The organism is Pseudoxanthomonas sp. PXM01 (assembly GCF_014851815.1).
Lineage (GTDB): Bacteria > Pseudomonadota > Gammaproteobacteria > Xanthomonadales > Xanthomonadaceae > Pseudoxanthomonas_A.
On the sequence record NZ_JACVAJ010000003.1, the window covers coordinates 193,442 to 213,631 of the forward strand.

Sequence of the window (20,190 nt, forward strand, 5' to 3'; positions counted from 1 at the left end):
CGAAGGTCGCTGGCGTGGCGGGCTCCGGTCCGGCGCGCGGTTCCTTCGTTCCTCATCCGCCACGCATGAGGACACGCACCATGACCACCGTTACCACCCTCGGCTTCCCGCGCATCGGCGCGAAGCGCGAACTGAAGACCGCCCTGGAAAGCTACTGGCGCGGCGACACCACCGCCGACGATCTGCAAAACACTGCGCGCGATCTGCGCCACCGCCATTGGCAACTGCAACGCGACGCCGGCGCCGACGTCGTGCCGTGCAACGACTTCGCGCTGTACGACCACGTGCTCGACACCGCCTTCCTGTTCGATGCCATTCCCGATGCCTACCGCGCACTGGCCGATGCCGATCCGCTGGCCGGCTACTTTGCGCTCGCACGCGGCGTGCAACGCGACGGCACCGACCTGCGCGCGCTGGAAATGACCAAGTGGTTCGACACCAACTACCACTACCTGGTGCCGGAACTGCACGCCGGCCAGGCGTTCCGCCTGCGTGGCGACAAGCCGGTGGCGGAGTTCCTGGAAGCGCGCGCCGCCGGCCACGCCGCGCGTCCGGTGCTGCTGGGGCCGGTGAGCTTCCTGCTGCTGGCGAAGAGCGTCGATGGCAGCGACCGTCTTGCGCTGCTCGACGCACTGTTGCCGGTTTACGCGGACCTGTTGGCGAAGCTGCATGCCGCGGGTGCGGACTGGGTGCAGATCGACGAACCCTGCCTGGTGCTGGATCTCGATGACACGGCACGCGCCGTCTACCTGCGCGCGTACAGCACGTTGGCGAAGGGCGTACGACCGTCGCTGCTGCTGGCGACCTACTTCGGCCGCCTCGGCGACAACCTGCCCTTGGTCTGTGCGCTGCCGGTGGATGGCCTGCACGTCGACCTGGTGCGCGGGAAGGAACAGCTGGACGAAGTGCTCAAGCAACTGCCGAAGGGCCGCGTGCTGTCGGCCGGCCTGGTCGATGGCCGCAACATCTGGCGCACGAACCTCGACAACGCGCTGATCTTGGCGAAGTACGCGCAGGGGCATGTCGGCGATAACGCCCTGTGGCTGTCGCCGTCGTGCTCGCTGCTGCATGTGCCGGTCGACGTGTCCGGCGAGAAGGCGCTGCCGTCCGACCTGAAGTCGTGGCTGGCGTTCGCGCGACAGAAGCTCGAGGAACTGCGCCTGCTTGCCGATGCCTTGCGCGATCCGCGCGCGGCGGACGCCGGCCTGGCGATCGCACGCGACCGCATCGAGTCGCGTCGCCAGTCCGCACGCGTGCACCGTCCCGAGGTTGCTGCGCGGCTGGCGTCGCCGGACGCGGCCGACATCGACCGCGACTCGCCGTATCCGCAACGCCGCATCGCGCAGGCCACGCTGCTCGGACTGCCCGAGTTCCCCACCACCACCATCGGCTCGTTCCCGCAGACCCTCGAAGTGCGCGAAGCGCGCGCCCGCAACAAGGGCGGCAAACTCTCCGACGCCGACTACGACGCCTTCCTGCGCGAAGAGACCGAACGCTGCGTGCGCTTCCAGGAAGAGATCGGCATCGACGTGCTGGTGCACGGCGAGTTCGAGCGCAACGACATGGTTGAGTACTTCGGCGAGCAGCTCGATGGTTTCGCCTTCACGAAGAACGGCTGGGTGCAGAGCTACGGCTCGCGCTGCGTGAAGCCGCCGCTGATCTACGGCGACGTGTCGCGCCCCGCACCGATGACGGTGCGCTGGTCGCAGTACGCGCAGTCGCTGACCGACCGGCCGATGAAGGGCATGCTGACCGGCCCGGTGACGGTGCTGCAGTGGTCGTTCGTGCGTGACGACCAGGCCCGTGCGCAGACCTGCCGGCAGATCGCGCTGGCCCTGCGCGACGAGGTGCTGGACCTGGAAGCGGCTGGCATCCGCGTCATCCAGATCGACGAGCCTGCGCTTCGCGAAGGCCTGCCGCTGCGTCGCACCGATTGGCAGGCTTACCTCCACTGGGCAGTGGAATGCTTTCGCATCAGCGCTGCGGGCGTGGCCGACGACACCCAGGTGCACACCCACATGTGCTATTCCGAGTTCAACGACATCATCGACGCGGTGGCGGCGATGGATGCCGACGTCATCTCCATCGAGACCTCGCGCTCGCGCATGGAACTGCTGGATGCGTTCGTAAAGTTCCGCTACCCCAACGAGATCGGCCCGGGCGTGTACGACATCCATTCGCCGCGCATCCCCACCGGGGGCGAGATGATCGACCTGCTTGAGAAGGCGCGCGCGGTGCTGGCGCCGGAGCAGATCTGGGTGAATCCGGATTGCGGGCTGAAGACGCGCGGTTGGCCGGAAGTGCGCGAGGCCCTGACGCGGATGGTCGCTGCCGCACAGGCGATGCGGAGCGGGCTGGTCCGCGCGGCGTAGCGCAGGCGGTTCGGCGCGCGATGCCTTGCGCGAACGCAAGGTATTCCAGTGCGGTGGCTGCTAGGCTGCGAGTCGCCGCTCTGGATCTCTCCTGCCACCATGTCGACGCCGTTCGCTCCGTCCATCGCCCTGCTGATCATCGACCTGCAGCCCGATTTCATGCCGGGCGGTGCGCTCGCGTGCCGCGACGGCGATGCCATCGTGCCGGGTATCGCCGCGCTGCTCGCGTCGCGTCGTTACAGCACCGTCGTGGCGACGCAGGACTGGCACCCACCGGGGCATGCGTCGTTCGCCTCAAGTCATCCCGGCCATGCGCCGTTCGACACGATCCCGTTGCATGGCCAGCCGCAGGTGCTGTGGCCGGACCACTGCGTGCAGGGCGCGCCCGGCGCCGCGCTGGCGGCTGGCGTGGACTGGACGCCGATCGACCTGATCCTGCGCAAGGGCACGCGGCCGCAGGTGGATTCGTACAGCGCCTTTCGGGAGAACCACGGGCCGGACGGCACGCGTCCCACCACCGGCCTGGCCGGCTGGCTGCGCGAGCGCGGCATCGAGGAGGTGCATGTGTGCGGCCTGGCGCGCGACTACTGCGTGCTGTGGTCGGCGCAGGATGCGGTGGAAGCGGGCTTCCGCGTGCGTTTCCTGTGGGACCTCACGCGGCCGGTCACCCCGTCGGGCGATGCCCCGACCAGAACCGCCCTCGAAGCCGCAGGCATCGCGATAGACCCGTAGGGCGGGCTCAAGCCCGCCATTGCCATCCCGACGCTCGCGACGGCAACCATCGAAAGGCGCGCGTCCCCGATCGGGTTTCCACGTGGCTTGATTCGTGCGACGGCGGGCTTGAGCCCGCCCTATGCCGTCGTGGGTAGCGGCGGCGCCTGCGTCGGCCGGCCCAGCGGATCCAGCGCGATCATCACGAAATGCCCGCGCGTGCAGATCTTGCGGTCGCCGGTCAGCAGGTTTTCGGTGATCACTTCCACATCGACATTCATCGAGCTGCGTCCGACCTTGACCACGCGCGCCACCACTTCCACCAGGTCGCCCTTGTGGATCGGCTGGTTGAAGTCCACCTGCTCAGAGCGCGCGGTGACCACGGTGGTGCGCGCGTAGCGCGAGGCGGCGATGAACGCCGACATGTCCATCCACGCCAGTGCCTGCCCGCCGAACAGCGTGCCCAGGTGATTGGTGTGGTCGGGAAAGACCATGTGCAGCAGGCGCGCCTCGGTGGGCCGCGCTTCGGCGTTGGGCAGATCGGTCATGGGGGTGCTCCGGTGTGCGTGTTCCTGGCGGAAGAGCATAGCGGAGGCCGTTGTGGGTTGGTGTAGGAGCGACGTGAGTCGCGACCGCGAGAACGAAGTGCCCGTAGTGGAAGGCCGCGCGGAGAAGAGCAACGCGCATCGATACCCCGATCGATCCGATATCCACGTTGCTCGAACGTGCGGTCGCGACTCACGTCGCTCCTACAACTGCCGATCCCGCGTTGCGCGGTTTGCTCGCCCACGGTTAGTCTTCAGCCATGAAGCCCTACGCCCTTGCCGCGCTCGTCGCGACCTTCGCCGTGTCGTCCGTGTCCGTCTCCGCCAAGGAGCCCGTCAAGGCCGAAGACATTTACGCGCTTTCGATGGTGACCAACCCGGTCGTCGCACCGGACGGCCAGCGCGTGCTGTTCACCCGCGCCGCGTTCGACCGCGCGCAGGACCGCCGCACCGGCGAACTGTGGCTTGCCCATCTGGACGACCACGGCGCGATCGTCGACAAGCGCCTGCTGGTGGCGCGCGACGTGGGTCCGCGCGATGCCGTGTTCTCGCCCGATGGTCGCCGCATCGCCTACGTCGCGACGTTCATCGACAAGCCGCAGGTGTTCGTGATGACGCTGGCCGACGGCGTGGGCCAGCCGGTGACGACAGGCGAGCTGGCGCCCGGCACGCTGCGCTGGTCGCCCGATGGTTCGCGCATTGCTTTCACTGGCAGGGAAGAAGCCAAGCCCGTTTCTATCCCCGGCATGCCAGAGAAGCCGAAGGGCGCCGAAGCGGCGGCCGACGCCAAGATCATCACCGACCTGTTCTGGCGCTTCGACGGCGCCGGCGAGAGCAAGCCCGGCGCGAACCATCTGTATGCGGTGGACGTGACGACCGCCGCGGTCACCCGCATGACCCAGGGCGACACCCACCAGATCGACAGAACGGGCATTGCCTGGATGGCGGACGGCAGGCACGTGGTCGGCAGCTACACCGCCGATCCGATCAACGGTCCGCTCGAAAGCGACCTGTATCTCTACGACGTCGCCGGCAAGGCAGCGAAGCAGCGGCTGACCTCGCGCGCCGGCAGCGAGTACGCGCCGGAAGTCTCGCCCGATGGCCTCCGCATCGCCTTCGTGGGCAGCGAGGCGTCCACCACGTTTTACGACATGCCGCGGTTGTGGACGACCACACCCACGCCCGGTGCGCGCGTCGACGCGCTGGCGGCCGACCTGGATCGTCCGGTGGCCGGCATCGCATGGCGTGAAGACAGTGCGGCCCTCCACACGCTGTACTACGACCGCGGCGTGCAGCGCATCGCCACCATCGATGCCACGACCGGCGCGCGCACCGAGGCCGTGCACCTCGTCGGCGGTACGCGCCTCTACCTGCCGTCGTCGGGCGGCCAGTTCTCGGCCGCGCAGGGCACGTTCGCCTATACGACCAGCTTCACCGACCGCCCCGCCGGCCTGGGTGTGAGCCGCGGCCACGGCGAAAGCGGCGCGATCGACTTCAATCGTGCGTGGGCCGATGGCAAGACGTCCGCACGGATCGAGGAAGTGACGGTAGCCAGCCGCGCCGGCGGTTTGCCGGTGCAGGGCTGGATCGCGTTCCCGCCCGATTTCAGCGCGGGCAAACGCTATCCGCTGATCCTGGACATCCATGGCGGACCGAACACCGACTACGGCCCGTTCTTCTCGATCACCCACAGCCTGTACGCGGCGGCGGGTTACATCGTGGTGTTCGCCAATCCACGCGGCTCGATCGGCTACGGCGACGCGTTCGCCAATGCGATCACCAACGCCTACCCGGGCCAGGACCACGACGACCTGATGTCGATCGTGGACGAGGTGGCGAAGCGTCCCTATGTCGACCGCAGGAATCTCTTCATCGGCGGCGGTTCCGGCGGTGGCGTGCTGACGTTGTGGGGCATCGGCAAGGAGCCGGACAAGTTCCGTGCGGCGGTAGCGCTGCGGCCAGTGGTGGACTGGACCGACCAGGTCACCACCGCCGACCTGCCGGCCTTCTTCATGAAGCACTGGATGGGCGCCGCGCCGTGGGACAAGCCCGATCTGTACTTCCAGCGCTCGCCCTACAGCCTGGCCGGTCAGGTGAAGACACCCACGATGCTGATCACCGGCGAACAGGATTACCGCACACCGATGAGCCAGACCGAGCAGATGTTCGGCGCGCTGAAGCTGCGCGGCGTGGAGACCGAGATGGTCCGCCTGCCCGGCGCCGGCCACGGCATGGGCCGGCCCAGCCAGTGGCTGCAATCGGTGCTGGCGCCGGTCGACTTCTTCAACCGGCACAAGGCGAAGTAGCCTCGATCGTGCGGCGGTTGTAGGAGCGACGTAAGTCGCGACCGCACGAACGAAGGGCCCGCCTGTCTGGCGGGCCCTCGATGTCGAAACGCTTGCCACCGATGCAATCCGTGGCGATGCAACACCATCAGGTCTTCATTGCTGCGGTCGCGACTTACGTCGCTCCTACAGTAGGGGCACGAATCAGAACGCGTGGTCGAAGCCGACTTCGCCCTGCACGCCCAGCTGGTAGGCCGAGACGCGGCGCTCGAAGAAGTTGGTCAGCTCCTGCACGTCCTGCAGCTCCATGAAGGGCAGCGGGTTGCGCACGTCGTAGCGCTTGGGCATGCCGAGCTTGGCGAAATGCTGGTCGGCGCAATGCTGCAGGTACTGGCGCATGTCGCGGGTCGAGATGCCGGCCACGCCGCCCGACAGCACGTCTTCGGCGAACTGCACCTCGCACTCGATGGCTTCTTCCAGCATGTCGTAGACCTGCTGCTGCATGCGGTCGTCGAACAGGTCGGGTTCTTCCTCGCGCACGGTGCGCACGCACTCGAACGCGAACTCCATGTGGCAGCTCTCGTCGCGGAACACCCAGTTGGTGCCGCTGGCCAGGCCCGGCAGCAGGCCGCGCGAGCGGAAGAAGTACACGTAGGCGAACGCGGCGAAGAAGAACAGGCCCTCGATGCACGCCGCGAAGCATATCTGGTTGAGCAGGAACTGGCGGCGCTGCTCGCGCGTCTCGATGCGGCGGAGATCCTGGATGCTGTCGATCCACTTGAAGCAGAAGTCGGCCTTCTTCTTGATCGCCGGGATGTTCTCCACCGCGGCGAACGCCTTGAAGCGTTCCGACGGGTCGGGCAGGTAGTTGTCCAGCAGGGTCAGGTAGAACTGCACGTGCAGCGCTTCCTCGTACAGCTGCCGCGACAGGTACATGCGCGCTTCCGGCGCGTTGAGGTGCTGGTAGAGATTCAACACCAGATTGTTCGACACGATGGAGTCGCCGGTGGCGAAGAAGGCGACCAGCCGGTGGATCAGGTGGCGGTCGGCCGGCGTCATCTTCGAATGCAGGTCGGTGATGTCGATCTGGAAGTTGATCTCCTCCACCGTCCACGTGTTCTTGATGGCGTCGCGATACATGTCGTAGAACTGCGGATAGCGCATCGGGCGCAGCGTCAGTTCAAAGCCGGGGTCGAGCAGCATCTGCTTGGGTTGTGCGGACATGGTGCGGTGTTCTCGTGGTTCCCCTTCTCCCGCCGGGAGAAGGTGCCCGAAGGGCGGATGAGGGGTGCCGCAGTCGCTTATCCGGTACTTGTATTGCAAAGCGAGCCACAGCGAGTGGAAGTGGTGAACAGCCGGTGGCCGCCCTTCATGACTCGCTGCGGCTCGCTCAACATCATTGAGTCGCAACGGCTATCAGGGCGCCCCCAACCCCTCTCCCGGTGGGAGAGGGGCTCGATAAAGAAGCTGGCGCCTCCATGCGCCGGGAACATCCATGTTCCTGTTCCAGGGTCCGTCGGCCGGAGCCGACGCAGGGGTGCGGTTACTGGCAGGCCTCGCAGGCTTCCGGATTCTCCAGCGAGCAGGCGATGGCTTCGGTCGGGGTGTACTCGCGCTTCGGCTCGGTCGCGGCGACCGTGCTGACCGTGGTCTTGGCGATCTTGGTGGCCGGGCGCGAACGCAGGTAGTACGTGGTCTTGATGCCCTGCTTCCACGCGTACATGTACATGGACGACATCGCGCCGATGTTCGGGCTTTCCATGAACAGGTTGAGCGACGCCGACTGGTCGATGAAGGCGCCACGGCCGGCGGCCATGTCGATCAGCGAACGCATCGGCAGTTCCCACGCGGTGCGGTAGATCTGCTGCAACGTATCCGGCACCTGCGCCAGACCCTGCACCGAGCCTTCGGACAGCTTGATCGCGTCGCGCGTTTCCGGCGTCCACAGGCCCAGCTTCTTCAGCTCGTCCACCAGGTAGCGGTTGACCTGCAGGAAGTCGCCCGACAGCGTCTCGCGCTTGAACAGATTGGACACCTGCGGCTCGACGCATTCGTAGCAGCCGGCGATCGAGGCGATGGTCGCGGTCGGCGCGATGGCGATCAGCAACGAGTTGCGCAGGCCGTGCTCCTTGATGCGCTCGCGCAGCGCGTCCCAGCGCTCGGCGTTCTCCGGGGTGATGTTCCAGGCGTCGAACTGCAGCTCGCCGTTCGCCGCACGAGTATCGGCGAACGACGGATGGCGGCCGCGCTCCTGCGCCAGCTCCACCGAGGTTTCCAGCGCGTGGAAGTAGATGGTCTCGGCGATCTTCGCCGACAGCGCACGCGCCTCGGCACTGTCGAACGGCAGGCGCAGCTTGAAGAACACGTCCTGCAGGCCCATGCAGCCCAGGCCGACCGGGCGCCAGCGCAGGTTGCCACGGCGCGCGGTCTCGATCGGATAAAAGTTCAGGTCGATCACGCGGTCCAGCTGACGCACGGCCAGGCGGACCGTTTCGGCCAGCTTGTCGAAATCGAACCAGCCATCGTCATCGAAGTGGCGGCCGAGGTTGATCGAGCCGAGGTTGCACACCGCGGTCTCTTCGGCCGAGGTGACCTCGAGGATCTCGGTGCACAGGTTGGACAGGTGGATGACGTTGCCGGCGCGCAGGGTCTGGTTGCTGGCGGCGTTGCACTTGTCCTTGAACGTCATCCAGCCGTTGCCGGTTTCGGCCAGCGTGCGCATCATCCGGCCGTACAGCTTGCGGGCGGAGATGGTCTTCATCGCCTTGCCCTGCGTCTCGGCCTGCGTGTAGGCCAGCTCGAACGCGGCGCCGTACAGGTCGGTCAGCTCCGGCGTCACGCGCGGATCGAACAGCGACCATTCCTGGTCGGCTTCGACGCGCTTCATGAACAGGTCCGGCACCCAGTTGGCCAGGTTGAGGTTGTGCGTGCGGCGCGCTTCATCACCGGTGTTGTCGCGCAGCTCCAGGAAGTCCTCGATGTCGGCGTGCCAGGTTTCCAGGTACACGCAGGCCGCGCCCTTGCGCTTGCCGCCCTGGTTGACCGCGGCGACCGAGGAATCCAGCGTCTTCAGCCACGGCACGATGCCGTTGCTGTGGCCGTTGGTCGACTTGATCAGCGAGCCGCGCGAACGCACGCGGGTGTAGCTCACGCCGATGCCGCCGCTGAACTTGCTCAGCTGGGCGATGTCGCCGTACTTGGCGTAGATCGATTCCAGCGTGTCCTGCGGCGAGTCCAGCAGGAAGCACGAGGAAAGCTGCTCGTGGGTGGTGCCGCTGTTGAACAGCGTCGGCGAGCTGGGCAGGTAGTCCAGGTTGCCCATGCGGCGGTACAGCGCCAGCGCTTCCGGCACGTCCTCGCTCAGCGCGCAGGCGATGCGCAGGAAGAACTGCTGCGGCGTCTCGATGACCTTGCGGGTGTGCGGGTGGCGCAGCAGGTAGCGGTCGTACAGTGTGCGCAGGCCGAAGTAGTCGAAGTGCAGGTCGAGCGAGGCGTCCAGCGCATCGTTGAGCTTGCGCGCGTTGGTCTGCACGAAGTTCAGCAGGCGTTCGTTGATCAGGCCGACCTCGTGGCCGCGGGTGACCGACTGCGAGAACGCATGGATCTCCTGGCCGGTGACTTCCTTGGTGATGTAGCCGGCCAGCAGGCGCGCGGCCAGGCGGCTGTATTCGGGCTCTTCGCCGGTCAGCAGCGCGGCGGTGCGGATCGACAGTTCGTCCAGCTCGCGCGTGGTGGCGCCGTCGTACAGGCCGGAGATGGTGCGGGTGGCCACGCGCATCGGGTCGATGGCGTGCAGGCCTTCGCAGTTGCGCTGCACCGCGCGCACGATCTTGTTGAGGTCCACCGGCTCGCGGCCGCCATTGCGCTTGGTCACGCTCATCGCGGTGGCGGTGGGCGGCGGGGTCAGGGCGAACGCGTCCTTCTGGGACGGGGTGGTGCCGGCGTCGGCGACGGCGGTGTCGATCTGGGTCACGAGAATCCTCCATGCGTGGTGCACGCGGCGGCCCGTCCCTCGCGGGGCTGCGCAAGGCCGGATGGAGGATCACAGTGGGGAAGCGGCGTCGCAGGGAGCGAGATCGTACGGACCGAAGGCCGGCGTCCCCTGCGTCACCAGCCCTCTCCCCCCGGAGATTCCGCGGCCGGCACCGCGCGGTGTGCTACGCGCGGCTGTCGGCAGGTCTTCGGACTCATGGGCGCGAAGGGCGAAGCCTTCTTCCTACGTCCGCCGCTTCCCGAGGCGTGGGGCCTCAGTGCTGTGTGGCGGGTTCGTTCCCAATTACCGCTGCGGGGCAGTGCCGGAGTGGCGCGAGCGCGTCACCGGCTTCCCGTTTTAATCCCGTGGCTTGCGGCCACCGGAACCGACGGCCACAAGATAGTGGGGGGTATCGGAAGCGTCAACACCAAATGTTGTGTGGAACAGCGGGTGCCGGCGCGGTGCGGGTTTCACGGAGTACGAGGCGCCGAGCGAGCGACTCGAGACGCCTGAGCCGCGAAACCGTCATCGCCGTCGGCCATGCCGAGATGAGCAATGCCTCTAAGGCGCGTGCGCGCACGGCAGTCCGGCGGTCCTAGAGTGGGGCATCGCCCTTTCAACGCACTGCCGATGTCCCACGATCACGACGACCTCCCCGCCATCGACCTGGACCACACGCCGCGCGACGTGGTCGCCCGTGTCATCGATCCCGTGGCGGACCGCGACTGGGCAGAATTGCTGTCTCCGGCGCGCCGCCGTGCACTGCTGGCCGGCGCCGGGCTGGCGACCGCCGCCGCCACGACGATGGCCGCTGCCCCTTCGCGGACCCCGCAGGTCGTGAACGCAGGGGGAGCTGGCGCCCGCGTGTCTGCAGGCGGCGTGCTGCTGCCCATCGCGGGGCCGGGCACGAGTCCGTGGGGCACGGCGACGGCCGCGCAGCCCACGCCGCGTCCGCCGGGCGTGCGCCCGGACGAACAGGTGCTGCCGACGTCGCCGCGGCCCTACACCGCCATCCGCAGTTACCACGCCCACATCTACTTCGACGAGGACAGCTACGAAAAGGCAGCGTTGATCCGGCGCTGGACGGTCGAACGCTTCCCGGTGGAGCTGGGCGACTGGAACCTGGAGCCGCGCGGCCCGCACGTGACGCCCTCGTTCTATTACGGGTTCACCCCCGACCTGTTGCCGATCGTGGTGCCGTGGCTGCAGCTCAACAGCCTGGGCCTGACCATCCTGATCCATCCGAACACCGGTGATCCGCGTTCGGACCACCTGCACTATGCGCTGTGGGTCAATCGCTCGCAGTCGGTCAACGCCTACGCGTGGCGACGCTTCGTCGACGGCGGCGGCGGCGATGTGGAGCAGATCAACCCGAACATCATTCCGACGGTGCCACTGGAGACGTGAGCCCGCCGCAGGGTGGGCCTTTGCCCACCATCACATGCGTCGAGTGCCGTGGAGATGCGGCGACACCGCCGCTCTCCAGGCCGCGTCGCGAGGTCCAGCAGGGCGACGGCGGGCCAAGGCCCGCCCTATGTCAGCGTTGCAGCGCCGCGATCGAGGCGTCCTGCGCCTGCGCGTACAGCGCGAACGGGTCGTGGATGGTCTTGCCCAGAGCCGCTTCGAAGGCCTCCTGGTTGGCGTGCGCGTCGTAGGCGCGCTGTTCGCCGCCGCCCAGGTTGGACTGGAAGATGCCCGCGGCGCTGACCGGCAGGAAGTCCTCGTAGACGATGGGGTCGACGACGGCGTGGCCGGCATCGACCAGGGCGTCGGGCGTCATCGCCGCGCGCTCGGCCGCCGGCAAGGCCGCGCCGCTCTCCGTCAGGCGATAGCGGAAGTAGCCCAGGCCCTCGCGACGCAGCGTCGCTTCGTCGTCCGGGAAGGCCGCGAACGCCGCCGCCAGCCGCTGCGGGTAGTCCGCCGACGTGTTGCCCGCACCGCCCGCCTGTCGCACCTCCGCCAGCAGGCGGTCGTACAGATCGCGGCCGGCCGGCGTCAGCGCCAGGCCGCGCTGTTCGATCTCGCCGAAGCGCGCGCTGTGGCTGCCGGGCACCAGCGTGCCGGTGGCATCGGGGAAGGCGACTTCCTCTTCCAGCGCCTTGAAGCTGGTCTGCCGGAGCAGGATCGGCACCGCGCGGCGCGGCGGGCCTTCGATCTGCGCCTTGGCCTGGATGCCGCGCGCCAGCATCGCCGCCTGCGCGGCATCGATGTCCAGCGTGCGCGGAGTCAGGTGATTGATGTGCGGGCCGCGGAAGCTGACCACGTCGGCGACCAGGCGGTGCAGGCCGAGCAGCGCGCGGTACGTCTCCAGCGCGACCGTGGCATCGCCGTGCCAGCGGAAGGTCTCCAGCACCTCGGCGACGAAGCGCTGCGCATCCACCTCGTTCAATCCGCCATCGCGTTCGGCCTGGTCCACCAGCGCCCGCGCGCCGGCGGTGAAGATGTCGCGCCTGGCGAGGATCGCTTCCGCTTCCGCACGCAGCGCGGCATCGGCGATCAGTTCCAGCCGCAGCAGCGAAGTGAAGATGCGGAACGGGTTGGCGGCCAGTGCGGCTTCCGTCAGCGGGCGGAACGCCGTCGCGTGCACCGGCACGCCGGCGACGGTCAGGTCGTAATAGCCGACCGGGTGCATGCCCATCAGCGCGAACACGCGACCCAGCATCGCCAGCTCGGCTGGCGTGCCGACGCGGATGGCGCCATGGCGCTCCAAGTCCAGCCGTTCCGTTTCCGCGTTGCGCGCCAGTCGTGCCGCCAACGCGGGATCACGCTGCAGGGTCGCGTCGTTGATCTCGCCGACCAGCTCGATCAGGTCGCCGTACAGCGGCACCTCGGTGCGGTACATGTCGGACATGGCCTAGGCAAACAGGCTGCGGATGCGGTCGGGCGTAACGAAGGCGGTCATGGGGGTCGGCAGGCAGGCGGCGTGGGGCCGCCGGGGGTGCGTATTGTCGCCGTCTGCGCAGACGCGGGCCAGCCGGTGGGTCGGGCGTCGTCAACCCGGCCGGGGATGGCGCGTTGTCCCGTCCGAGGTGACCCCATGACGCCGACCCTGCTGTTCCGCACCGGCCTGCTGGCCTGCGTGCTGCTCGCCACGCTGCCGCCGTTGGCCGCACAGACCTTCCGCGAACGCCTGCAGGACAGGCGCGAGGCTTCGCGCCAGCCGGCCGCGCGCGCGCCCACGCTGCCCGCCGGCGCACGTGCGATCCGCGATGTCGCCTATGGCGATGATCCGCGGCAGCGCTTCGACGTCTACCTGCCGGCACAGCCGAAGAACGCGCCAATCCTGCTGTTCGTCCACGGCGGCGGCTGGGCCAACGGCAACAAGGACAACCCGGGCGTGGTCGAGAACAAGGCCGCGTACTGGCTGCCGAAGGGTTACATCCTGGTCTCCACCAACTACCGCCTGCGGCCGGACACCGCCCCGCTCGACCAGGCGCGCGATATCGCCCGCGCGCTGGCGACGGTGCAGAAGCGCGCACCCGAGTGGAACGGCGATGCCTCGCGCGTACTGTTGATGGGTCATTCCGCCGGCGCGCATCTCGCCGCGCTGGTCGGTGCGTCGTCCACGCTGTGGCGCGAGGCCGGCGCGACGAAGCCGCGTGGCGTGGTGTCGCTGGACAGCGGTGCGCTCGACGTCCCGCAGACCATGCAGCGCCCGCCGCTACCCGGCGTCTACCAGCGTGCATTCGGCAAAGACCGCAACGACTGGATCGCCGCTTCGCCTTACCACCAGCTCACCCGCGACGCGGTGCCGATGCTGTTCGTCTGCTCCTCGCGGCGCAAGGACGCCTGCCCGCAGGGACGGGCGATGGCCGAGAAGGCGAAGACGCTGAGTGTGGCGATGGACGTGCTGCCCGAGGACCTGTCGCATGGCGAGGTGAATCGCACTCTCGGGTTGCCGTCGGCGTATACCGAGGCGGTAGATGCGTTCGTGCAGCGTCAGCTGAAGTAGCACTCGGCGTGGGAGCGACGTAAGTCGCGATGGGGCTTTACCGATCGCCGATCGCGACTTACGTCGCTCCCACAAGAACCCCACATCGCGCTCCCCCTCTCTCCCGCGGCGGGGGAGGGTGGGCAACGCCTCAGCGCGTGATCCGCACCGCCCCCAGCGCTTCCTGCAAACGCGCACGCGCGGTCGCTTCGTCGAACGGTGGCGTGGCCGGCGGGTCGTAGACCTCCGGGCGCGTGCCGGCGACCAGCAGGTCGATGGCGATGCAGCGTTCGTTGCGCACATGGCGGTAGGCGTCGACCGACTGGTAGTGGCTCATCGCCGCGTCGCCGACGCGGAAGTGGGTGAACGGCTGGCCATCGATGCGGACTTCGTCCGGCGCTTCCGTCGTCGCGCCTTCCGGCGGATCCAGGCATGTCACCACCGCATGGCTGTCGGTGCTGGTACCGATGCGCAGCTCGGCGGCGGTGATCTTGTCCGAGCCGTCCAGCACCAGCGCGACCAGTGGTTCGCCGCGCATGTCGGGTTCGGCAAACGTCTTCCATGCGCCGGCGGACAGGTAGTCGCGGGTGAGGTCGCGCTTCAGCGTGAAGCCTGCCGTCGGCGCGAGCGCAAGGCCGATCTCGTCATCCGAGAACTGGAATTGCGGCGCTTCGCGTCCGGTGACGGGTGGCGCGGGATCGGCGATCTCCGCCGCGTTCCGCGTGGCGGCTTCGACGTCTTCCTGCTCCGGTGCGCGCTCGCAGCCGGCGAACAGGGCTGCTGCGAGGATGGCGAACAGCGGAATCCGGACGATGGGTTTCATGGCGGGCTCCTCCGCGACGGTTGCCTGGAGTCTGGCAAACCGCACGTGAAGCGGTTGCGTGAGCGCCCTATGCCGTCAGCGACCCGGTCCACCCGCCTGGTTGCCGGGCGGTGGAGGCGGAGGCGGCGTCCCGTCGGTACGGCCGGCAATCCACGCCGGGGGATAGCTGTCCGGGAGCGGCTTTACGCCGTAGAGGGCCTGGATGACCGGAAGGATCTCCGGACGGCGCAAGTTCTCCTTCGGGTTGCGAGGGTCGTAGAAGCCGTCGAGGTCCAGCAGGGACGCATCCGCCGGCGCCAGTGCGATCGTGTCGCCCTTCGCATCGGTGGCGATCAGGTAATGGTGTCCAACCACCAGACTGAGTCCGCCACACCAGGTGCTGTGGAACGTCAGGTGTCTGTAACGCGATGCGTCGCCGAAGAGGTGCTGCACGGGCGTGATCTTTCCTTCCGCCCATACCCTGCGGGCCGTCGAGCCCGCCTCGCGATAGCGGGTTTCGTCGAGGCGGAAGACGAACACCGCCGTGGCGCGCTTGAGCGCGGACCGGAACGTCGGAGGCTCGGGGTAAGAGCAGGCATGCACCGCCATCGGGACGCACGCAAGCGAGATTCCCCACAGGATGCCCGCGGTCCACCGGATCATGGCGTCGCCCTCCGTATCGCTGTCGACTATCGTCGCTGCGATGACGTGACGTCAATCGAGGGGAGCCGCGCTGCGAGACGGGGAAGCGCTTCGGCCGCCGTCGCACGCCAGACATGGTCGGCCTCCGCCGACAACGCCGTCGGTTCCGGATTTATCTCCACCACGGTTGCGCCATGACGACGCGCCAGCGCGGGCAGACCGGCAGCCGGATAGACCAGCCCGGACGTACCCACCACCAGCATCAGCGCGCAGCGCGTGGCGGCTTCGGTCGCGGCGTCCCACGCATCGTCCGGCAGCGCTTCGCCGAACCACACCACGCCGGGACGGATGCGATCACCGCACGCATCGCAACGCATCGGTTCGACCCGCGGCAGACCGTCCACGTAATCGTCGAGCGGACCATCGTGCGCGCGGCTGCAGGCGAAGCAGCGCAGTGCGAACAGGCTGCCGTGCACGTGCGCATCGACCGCGCTGCCGGCGCGTTCGTGCAGGTCGTCGACGTTCTGGGTGACCAGCGACAGCGATACGCGCTGCGCGAGGTCCGCCAGCGCACGATGACCGGCGTTCGGTTGCGCGTCGCGAACCAGCTGCATGCGCCAGCGGTACCAGCCCCAGACCAGCGCGGGATCCTCGCGCCATGCCTCGGCCGTCGCCAGCCGCATCGGGTCGAAGCGCGACCACAGGCTGTCGTGGGTGCCGCGGAAGGTGGGAATGCCGCTCTCGGCCGACATGCCGGCGCCGGTCAGCACGCAGAGGCGGCCGCCGCTTGCGATCGTCCGCTGCAGCACGTCGGCGATCGCGGCGGGCACGGTGTCCACGCGCTCAGGCCTTGTGCGGCGTGGCCAGGTATTCGGCGCTCTGCATCTCGATCAGGCGCGAGGCCGTACGTTCGAACGCGCCCTGCAGTCGCGTGCCGGTATACAGCGCGGTCGGCGCGGCGGCCGACGTGCAGACCAGGTTGACGTGGCGGTCGTAGAGCTCGTCGATCAGGTTGACGAAGCGCCGCGCGGCATCCTCGTTCATGCGGTCGAAGGTCGGGATGCCACCCAGCAGCACCGTGTTGAACTCGTGCGCGATCTCGATGTAGTCCGTCGTACCCCGCGGGCCTTCGCACAACGCGGCGAAATCGAACCAGGCGATGCTCTTGCCGCGGCCACGCACGGGAATCTTGCGGCTGTCGATCTCGATGTTGCCCGCATGCGCCGCTTCGCCGCCGGTCAGTTCGCACCAGCGCGAGGCCAGCCAACGGTCGGATTCGCCATCCAGCGGCGTGCGGTAGACCGGCGAACGCGTCAGGGCGCGCAGGCGGTAGTCCTCCTGCCCGTCCGAGCGCAGCACCACGCAATGCTGCTGCAGCAGGTCGATGGCCGGCAGGAAGCCCGCGCGCTGCAGGCCGTCCTTGTACAGGTTCTCCGGCGCGGTGTTCGATGTCGTCACCAGGCTGATGCCTTCGGCGAACATGCGGTCCAGCAGGCGCGCCAGCAGCATCGCATCGCCGATGTCGGTGACGAAGAACTCGTCCAGCACCAGCACGCGCAGCTTGCCGCGCACCCCGCGCACGATCTTCGCCAGCGGATCGCTCTCGCCGGCATGTTCACGCAGGCGTTCGTGCACGCCGCGCATGAAGCGGTGGAAGTGCGTGCGGTACTTGCCGCCGCCTTCGCCATGCGCCTTGTTCTGCGAGACCGAATACGTCGGCAGCGGCAGGGTGTCGTAGAACAGGTCCACCAGGAAGGTCTTGCCGCGCCCGACCTCGCCCCAGTAGTACAGGCCCTTCACCGTTTCCGGTGGTTTGGCAAACAGGCGGCCGAACAGCCCGGTCGATGCCGGCTCCGCCAGCAGTGCGGCGTGGATGCGGTCCAGCTGCGCCAGCGCGGGATGCTGCGCCGGATCGTCCTGCCATTGCCCCTGCGCCGCGCCGCGCGCGTAGACCTGCGACGGCGTAGGCGCCGTGATGCGTGCGTCGTCCGCCATCACGCCGGCACGTAGCCTTTCATCGCATGCTTGATGGCGCCGCGCAGGTCCATCAGCTTGCGGTGGAAGAAGTGGCTGGTCTCCGGCATGCGGATCAGTTCCGGCGGCTGCTTCAGCGTATCGATCCAGTCGTACACGGCCTGGGGCTCGACGATCTCGTCCTGCTCGCCCTGGATCACGAGCCACGGGCACGTCGGTGGCGTGATCGCGGCGAAGTCCCAGCGACCGGCCGGCGGTGCGATCGAGACCAGCGCGTCCGGCTGCAGGTCGGCGCTGGCGCGCAGCGACACGTACGCACCGAAGCTGAAGCCGGCCAGCCACAGATGCGTGCCGGGACGCTGTTCGCGTACCCACTGCACCACGGCGCGCAGATCGTCGGCCTCGCCGTCGCCGTGGTCGAACAGGCCATCGGACGCACCGGTGCCGCGGAAGTTGAAGCGCACCGTCACAGCGCCGAGTTCGCGCAGGCTGCGCGCAGCCATCACCACGACCTTGTTGTGCATCGTGCCGCCCTCGGTGGGCAGCGGGTGGCAGACCACCGCGGTGACGGGTGCCACCGGTTCGCCGTCTTCCGGCCAGTCGATGTGGGCCTCGAGTGCGCCGTCGGGGCCCTCGAGGGTGATCGGGCCGGAGGCCGTCGGGAAAGCGGGGTTCGTCATGCGGCCATGATAAGCCCTGCGCCACGACGTGTTCCCCACCGCCGTGGAACGCGCTACCGACGAAAGCCCAAGCGCATCGCGCGGCCGGGTATGCGATCCTGCGGTCCCCACGTCGTATCCCGCTGCACCATGGCATTCGATGCCTTCGCCCTGATCCTGGCCATGCTGGCGCTCGGCATGGCGTTCGCCCGCCTGCGCGCCTTCCCCGACAACGCGGGCGACGTCATCAACCGCGTCGTGCTGTACGTCTGCCTGCCGGCGGCGATGCTGACCTACGTGCCGCGCCTGCGCCTGGACACCTCGTTGATGGGCGTGGTCGTCACGCCGTGGCTGCTGACCGTGGCCACCGTCGCGCTGGTCGCGCTGGCGACGCGCATGTTCAAGTTCCGTCGCGACGAGCATGCCGTGCTGCTGCTGTGCGTGGCGCTGTGCAACAGCAGCTTCATCGGCTACCCGATGGTGCGCGCGCTGCTGGGCGAGCACGCGCTGCCGTACGCCGTGGTCTACGACCAGTTCGGCACCTTCATCCTGCTGTCGACGTTCGGGCTGTACGTGCTGGCGCGCTACGGCGGCGATGCACCGCCTACGGCGCGCGAGATCGTCCTGCGCATCCTGAAGTTCCCGCCGGTGTGGGCGCTGCTGTTCGGCCTGACGCTGATGCCGGAGCAGCCGCCAGCGTGGATCGCCTCCGCCCTGCAGAAACTGGCCGATGCCATGTTGCCGCTGGTGATGCTGGCCGTGGGCCTGACCCTGCAGTTGAAGTTGCCGCGCGACGAGCTGAAGCCGCTCGCGGTCGGCCTGCTGCTGCGCCTGCTGGTGATGCCGGCCCTCGCGGTGCCGCTGTCGCTCGCGTTCGGCATGCGCGGCGAGATGCTGCAGGCGAACGTGCTGGAGTCTGCCATGCCCACCATGATCACCGCCGCCGCGCTGGCGATCTCGCACCAACTCGCCCCGCGCCTGGCCGCCGCGCTGGTCGGCTACGGCATCCTGCTGTCGCTGGTCACGCTGCCGATGTGGGCGTGGGTGGTGCAGCGGTTGGGGTGATACACGCCGAAGTTGGCGCGCGAGACGGCTTCATGCGAACGTGCGACCTCGTTTCCCGACAGGAGTGGGCAATGCGCAAGGCGGGCAGGGTGGGTCTGTGGCTGACGTTGTTGGCATCCGTATCCGTGTCATTGCCGGCACTCGCGCAGGAGGGTCCGCCACCGGAGGTGCCGGGCCGGGTCGAATCTGATCCGCAGCTCGCGGCGGCCAGCAAGGCCTGGCATGACGCGTGGCGCGCGAATGTCGAGACGCATCTGCGGTCCGTTGCGGCGCGCGGCACGCCGCGCGATCTGCTCGTCGCGGGCTGGTTGTGGCCGATGCAGTACGACGAAGCGGGCCGGCCGGCGGCGGCTCCCTGGCAATTGGCGCGCGGATGGATTCAGGCCGCGTACTCGGCCAGTCGCGGCGACGATCCGCTGGTGGACTGGGCGCTGCTCAACGCCTGCGCAAAGACGGACGCGGGTTGCGACCGCGAGGTGCTGCTGGAGCGCGTGATCGCGGCCGACCCCGGCAATGCCGAACCGTTGCTCACCCGTTACGCCGATGCCGTCCAGCGTAACGACACCGTGTCGGCCGAGCGGTACTGGCAGGCTGCGACCCGCGCGACGCGATACCGTTCCCGTGCCAACGAGACGGGCCTGCTGATGGCCGAGACGCTGCGACAGATCCCGATGCCGCCGCTCGATCCTGCCTTGGCAGCGGCGATCGGCGAGGACTTCATGCTGGGGCGCGCGGCCACGCCGCACGACATGCCCGATGCCGTGGTGATGGCGATGAATGCCGCCATCGCCATTCCGGCCTTGCATCCCATCACGCAGCGGTGCCGTGCGCAGGTCGGTCGATTGCCGGCCCCCACCCTGTCTGCATGCAAGCGGCTCTACACGCTGCTGGCGGATGACACGTCGACGCTGTTGTTCCGCGCCATCTCGCTGCCACGCCTGGTGGAATGGGCCGACACCGATGCCGAGCGCGACGTCGCACGCGAACGCCTGCGCCGTTTCGCCTGGGTCCACGAAAGCACCATGCAGCTGTACCAGCGTCCGGCGGCTACGCGGCGGATGCCGGAGGACTACATCGACGTGTTCCTGCGCGATGGCGAACTGGCTGCCATGCAGCGCCAGTTGGAAGCCAACGGCATCGCCGTCCTGCCGCCCGCGGGTTGGCAGCCGGACGATCCGCAGTACCGCGCGGCGCTCACCGGAACCCCGGCCGCGACGCGCTGACGGGTCAC

The 20,190-nt window shown here is 68.4% G+C and carries 16 protein-coding genes and 1 riboswitch; of the genes, 7 read left to right on the plus strand and 9 right to left on the minus strand.

Features of this window, described 5'->3' with window-relative positions:
* Positions 1-80 precede the first annotated feature (80 nt).
* On the plus strand, positions 81-2,372 hold the full coding sequence (metE, locus tag IB230_RS17435) for a 5-methyltetrahydropteroyltriglutamate--homocysteine S-methyltransferase (RefSeq protein ID WP_192274139.1): 2,292 nt from the start codon (positions 81-83) through the stop codon (positions 2,370-2,372).
* 99 nt (positions 2,373-2,471) lie between these two features.
* The gene (gene pncA, locus IB230_RS17440) at positions 2,472-3,104 is read left to right on the plus strand and encodes a bifunctional nicotinamidase/pyrazinamidase (RefSeq protein WP_192274140.1); all 633 of its coding nucleotides are present in this window, start codon (positions 2,472-2,474) and stop codon (positions 3,102-3,104) included.
* Between the two features lie 119 nt (positions 3,105-3,223).
* On the opposite strand, the gene IB230_RS17445 is transcribed toward pncA, so the two are convergent.
* Positions 3,224-3,631, minus strand: a complete 408-nt coding sequence (locus tag IB230_RS17445) for an acyl-CoA thioesterase (RefSeq protein WP_192274141.1) — start codon at positions 3,629-3,631, stop codon at positions 3,224-3,226.
* A 257-nt stretch (positions 3,632-3,888) separates the two neighbouring features.
* Here IB230_RS17445 and IB230_RS17450 point away from each other — a divergent pair, with 257 nt between their 5' ends.
* The gene (locus IB230_RS17450; protein WP_192274142.1) at positions 3,889-5,934 is read left to right on the plus strand and encodes a S9 family peptidase; all 2,046 of its coding nucleotides are present in this window, start codon (positions 3,889-3,891) and stop codon (positions 5,932-5,934) included.
* Positions 5,935-6,117: 183 nt separating this feature from the next.
* On the opposite strand, the gene IB230_RS17455 is transcribed toward IB230_RS17450, so the two are convergent.
* Positions 6,118-7,137, minus strand: coding sequence for a ribonucleotide-diphosphate reductase subunit beta (locus IB230_RS17455; RefSeq protein WP_192274143.1), 1,020 nt, complete (start codon positions 7,135-7,137; stop codon positions 6,118-6,120).
* 319 nt (positions 7,138-7,456) lie between these two features.
* Complete coding sequence (locus tag IB230_RS17460) at positions 7,457-9,793, minus strand: ribonucleoside-diphosphate reductase subunit alpha (RefSeq protein WP_192274439.1); 2,337 nt, start codon at positions 9,791-9,793, stop codon at positions 7,457-7,459.
* 274 nt (positions 9,794-10,067) lie between these two features.
* A riboswitch (cobalamin riboswitch) is annotated at positions 10,068-10,291 on the minus strand.
* A gap of 225 nt (positions 10,292-10,516) precedes the next feature.
* Here IB230_RS17460 and IB230_RS17465 point away from each other — a divergent pair.
* Positions 10,517-11,293 (plus strand): DOPA 4,5-dioxygenase family protein, encoded by a 777-nt coding sequence (locus IB230_RS17465; protein ID WP_192274144.1) that lies wholly within the window; start codon positions 10,517-10,519, stop codon positions 11,291-11,293.
* A gap of 130 nt (positions 11,294-11,423) precedes the next feature.
* Here IB230_RS17465 and IB230_RS17470 read toward each other — a convergent pair whose 3' ends face one another.
* Entirely contained in the window at positions 11,424-12,737 is a 1,314-nt protein-coding gene (locus IB230_RS17470; RefSeq protein WP_225589651.1) for a VOC family protein, read from the minus strand.
* A 186-nt stretch (positions 12,738-12,923) separates the two neighbouring features.
* Here IB230_RS17470 and IB230_RS17475 point away from each other — a divergent pair, with 186 nt between their 5' ends.
* Positions 12,924-13,838: an alpha/beta hydrolase gene (locus tag IB230_RS17475; protein WP_192274145.1), complete on the plus strand. Its 915-nt coding sequence runs from the start codon at positions 12,924-12,926 to the stop codon at positions 13,836-13,838.
* Positions 13,839-13,968: 130 nt separating this feature from the next.
* On the opposite strand, the gene IB230_RS17480 is transcribed toward IB230_RS17475, so the two are convergent.
* The 5 genes from IB230_RS17480 to IB230_RS17500 all read right to left on the minus strand — a co-directional run bounded on the left by IB230_RS17480 (position 13,969) and on the right by IB230_RS17500 (position 17,915).
* Positions 13,969-14,640: a hypothetical protein gene (locus IB230_RS17480; protein ID WP_192274146.1), complete on the minus strand. Its 672-nt coding sequence runs from the start codon at positions 14,638-14,640 to the stop codon at positions 13,969-13,971.
* A 75-nt stretch (positions 14,641-14,715) separates the two neighbouring features.
* Positions 14,716-15,282, minus strand: coding sequence for a hypothetical protein (locus tag IB230_RS17485; protein ID WP_192274147.1), 567 nt, complete (start codon positions 15,280-15,282; stop codon positions 14,716-14,718).
* Positions 15,283-15,308: 26 nt separating this feature from the next.
* Positions 15,309-16,100 carry an NAD-dependent deacylase gene (locus tag IB230_RS17490; protein ID WP_343227357.1) on the minus strand — a complete coding sequence of 264 codons (792 nt, stop codon included), beginning with the start codon at positions 16,098-16,100 and terminating at the stop codon, positions 15,309-15,311.
* 4 nt (positions 16,101-16,104) lie between these two features.
* Positions 16,105-17,238: a cell division protein ZapE gene (zapE, locus tag IB230_RS17495; protein ID WP_192274441.1), complete on the minus strand. Its 1,134-nt coding sequence runs from the start codon at positions 17,236-17,238 to the stop codon at positions 16,105-16,107.
* A 17-nt stretch (positions 17,239-17,255) separates the two neighbouring features.
* Complete coding sequence (locus IB230_RS17500; RefSeq protein ID WP_192274148.1) at positions 17,256-17,915, minus strand: alpha/beta fold hydrolase; 660 nt, start codon at positions 17,913-17,915, stop codon at positions 17,256-17,258.
* 129 nt (positions 17,916-18,044) lie between these two features.
* Between IB230_RS17500 and IB230_RS17505 the strand changes: the two genes are divergently transcribed.
* Positions 18,045-18,959 (plus strand): AEC family transporter, encoded by a 915-nt coding sequence (locus IB230_RS17505; RefSeq protein WP_062358186.1) that lies wholly within the window; start codon positions 18,045-18,047, stop codon positions 18,957-18,959.
* 71 nt (positions 18,960-19,030) lie between these two features.
* Positions 19,031-20,182 (plus strand): hypothetical protein, encoded by a 1,152-nt coding sequence (locus IB230_RS17510; protein WP_192274149.1) that lies wholly within the window; start codon positions 19,031-19,033, stop codon positions 20,180-20,182.
* The last annotated feature ends 8 nt before the right edge of the window (positions 20,183-20,190 follow it).

Bases quoted from the DNA above. Each gene is read 5' to 3' on its own strand.
- metE (WP_192274139.1), top strand. From the start codon at position 81: ATGACCACCGTTACCACCCTCGGCTTCCCGCGCATCGGCGCGAAGCGC.
- pncA (WP_192274140.1), top strand. From the start codon at position 2,472: ATGTCGACGCCGTTCGCTCCGTCCATCGCCCTGCTGATCATCGACCTG.
- IB230_RS17445 (WP_192274141.1), bottom strand. From the start codon at position 3,631: ATGACCGATCTGCCCAACGCCGAAGCGCGGCCCACCGAGGCGCGCCTG.
- IB230_RS17450 (WP_192274142.1), top strand. From the start codon at position 3,889: ATGAAGCCCTACGCCCTTGCCGCGCTCGTCGCGACCTTCGCCGTGTCG.
- IB230_RS17455 (WP_192274143.1), bottom strand. From the start codon at position 7,137: ATGTCCGCACAACCCAAGCAGATGCTGCTCGACCCCGGCTTTGAACTG.
- IB230_RS17460 (WP_192274439.1), bottom strand. From the start codon at position 9,793: ATGAGCGTGACCAAGCGCAATGGCGGCCGCGAGCCGGTGGACCTCAAC.
- IB230_RS17465 (WP_192274144.1), top strand. From the start codon at position 10,517: ATGTCCCACGATCACGACGACCTCCCCGCCATCGACCTGGACCACACG.
- IB230_RS17470 (WP_225589651.1), bottom strand. From the start codon at position 12,737: ATGTCCGACATGTACCGCACCGAGGTGCCGCTGTACGGCGACCTGATC.
- IB230_RS17475 (WP_192274145.1), top strand. From the start codon at position 12,924: ATGACGCCGACCCTGCTGTTCCGCACCGGCCTGCTGGCCTGCGTGCTG.
- IB230_RS17480 (WP_192274146.1), bottom strand. From the start codon at position 14,640: ATGAAACCCATCGTCCGGATTCCGCTGTTCGCCATCCTCGCAGCAGCC.
- IB230_RS17485 (WP_192274147.1), bottom strand. From the start codon at position 15,282: ATGATCCGGTGGACCGCGGGCATCCTGTGGGGAATCTCGCTTGCGTGC.
- IB230_RS17500 (WP_192274148.1), bottom strand. From the start codon at position 17,915: ATGACGAACCCCGCTTTCCCGACGGCCTCCGGCCCGATCACCCTCGAG.
- IB230_RS17505 (WP_062358186.1), top strand. From the start codon at position 18,045: ATGGCATTCGATGCCTTCGCCCTGATCCTGGCCATGCTGGCGCTCGGC.
- IB230_RS17510 (WP_192274149.1), top strand. From the start codon at position 19,031: ATGCGCAAGGCGGGCAGGGTGGGTCTGTGGCTGACGTTGTTGGCATCC.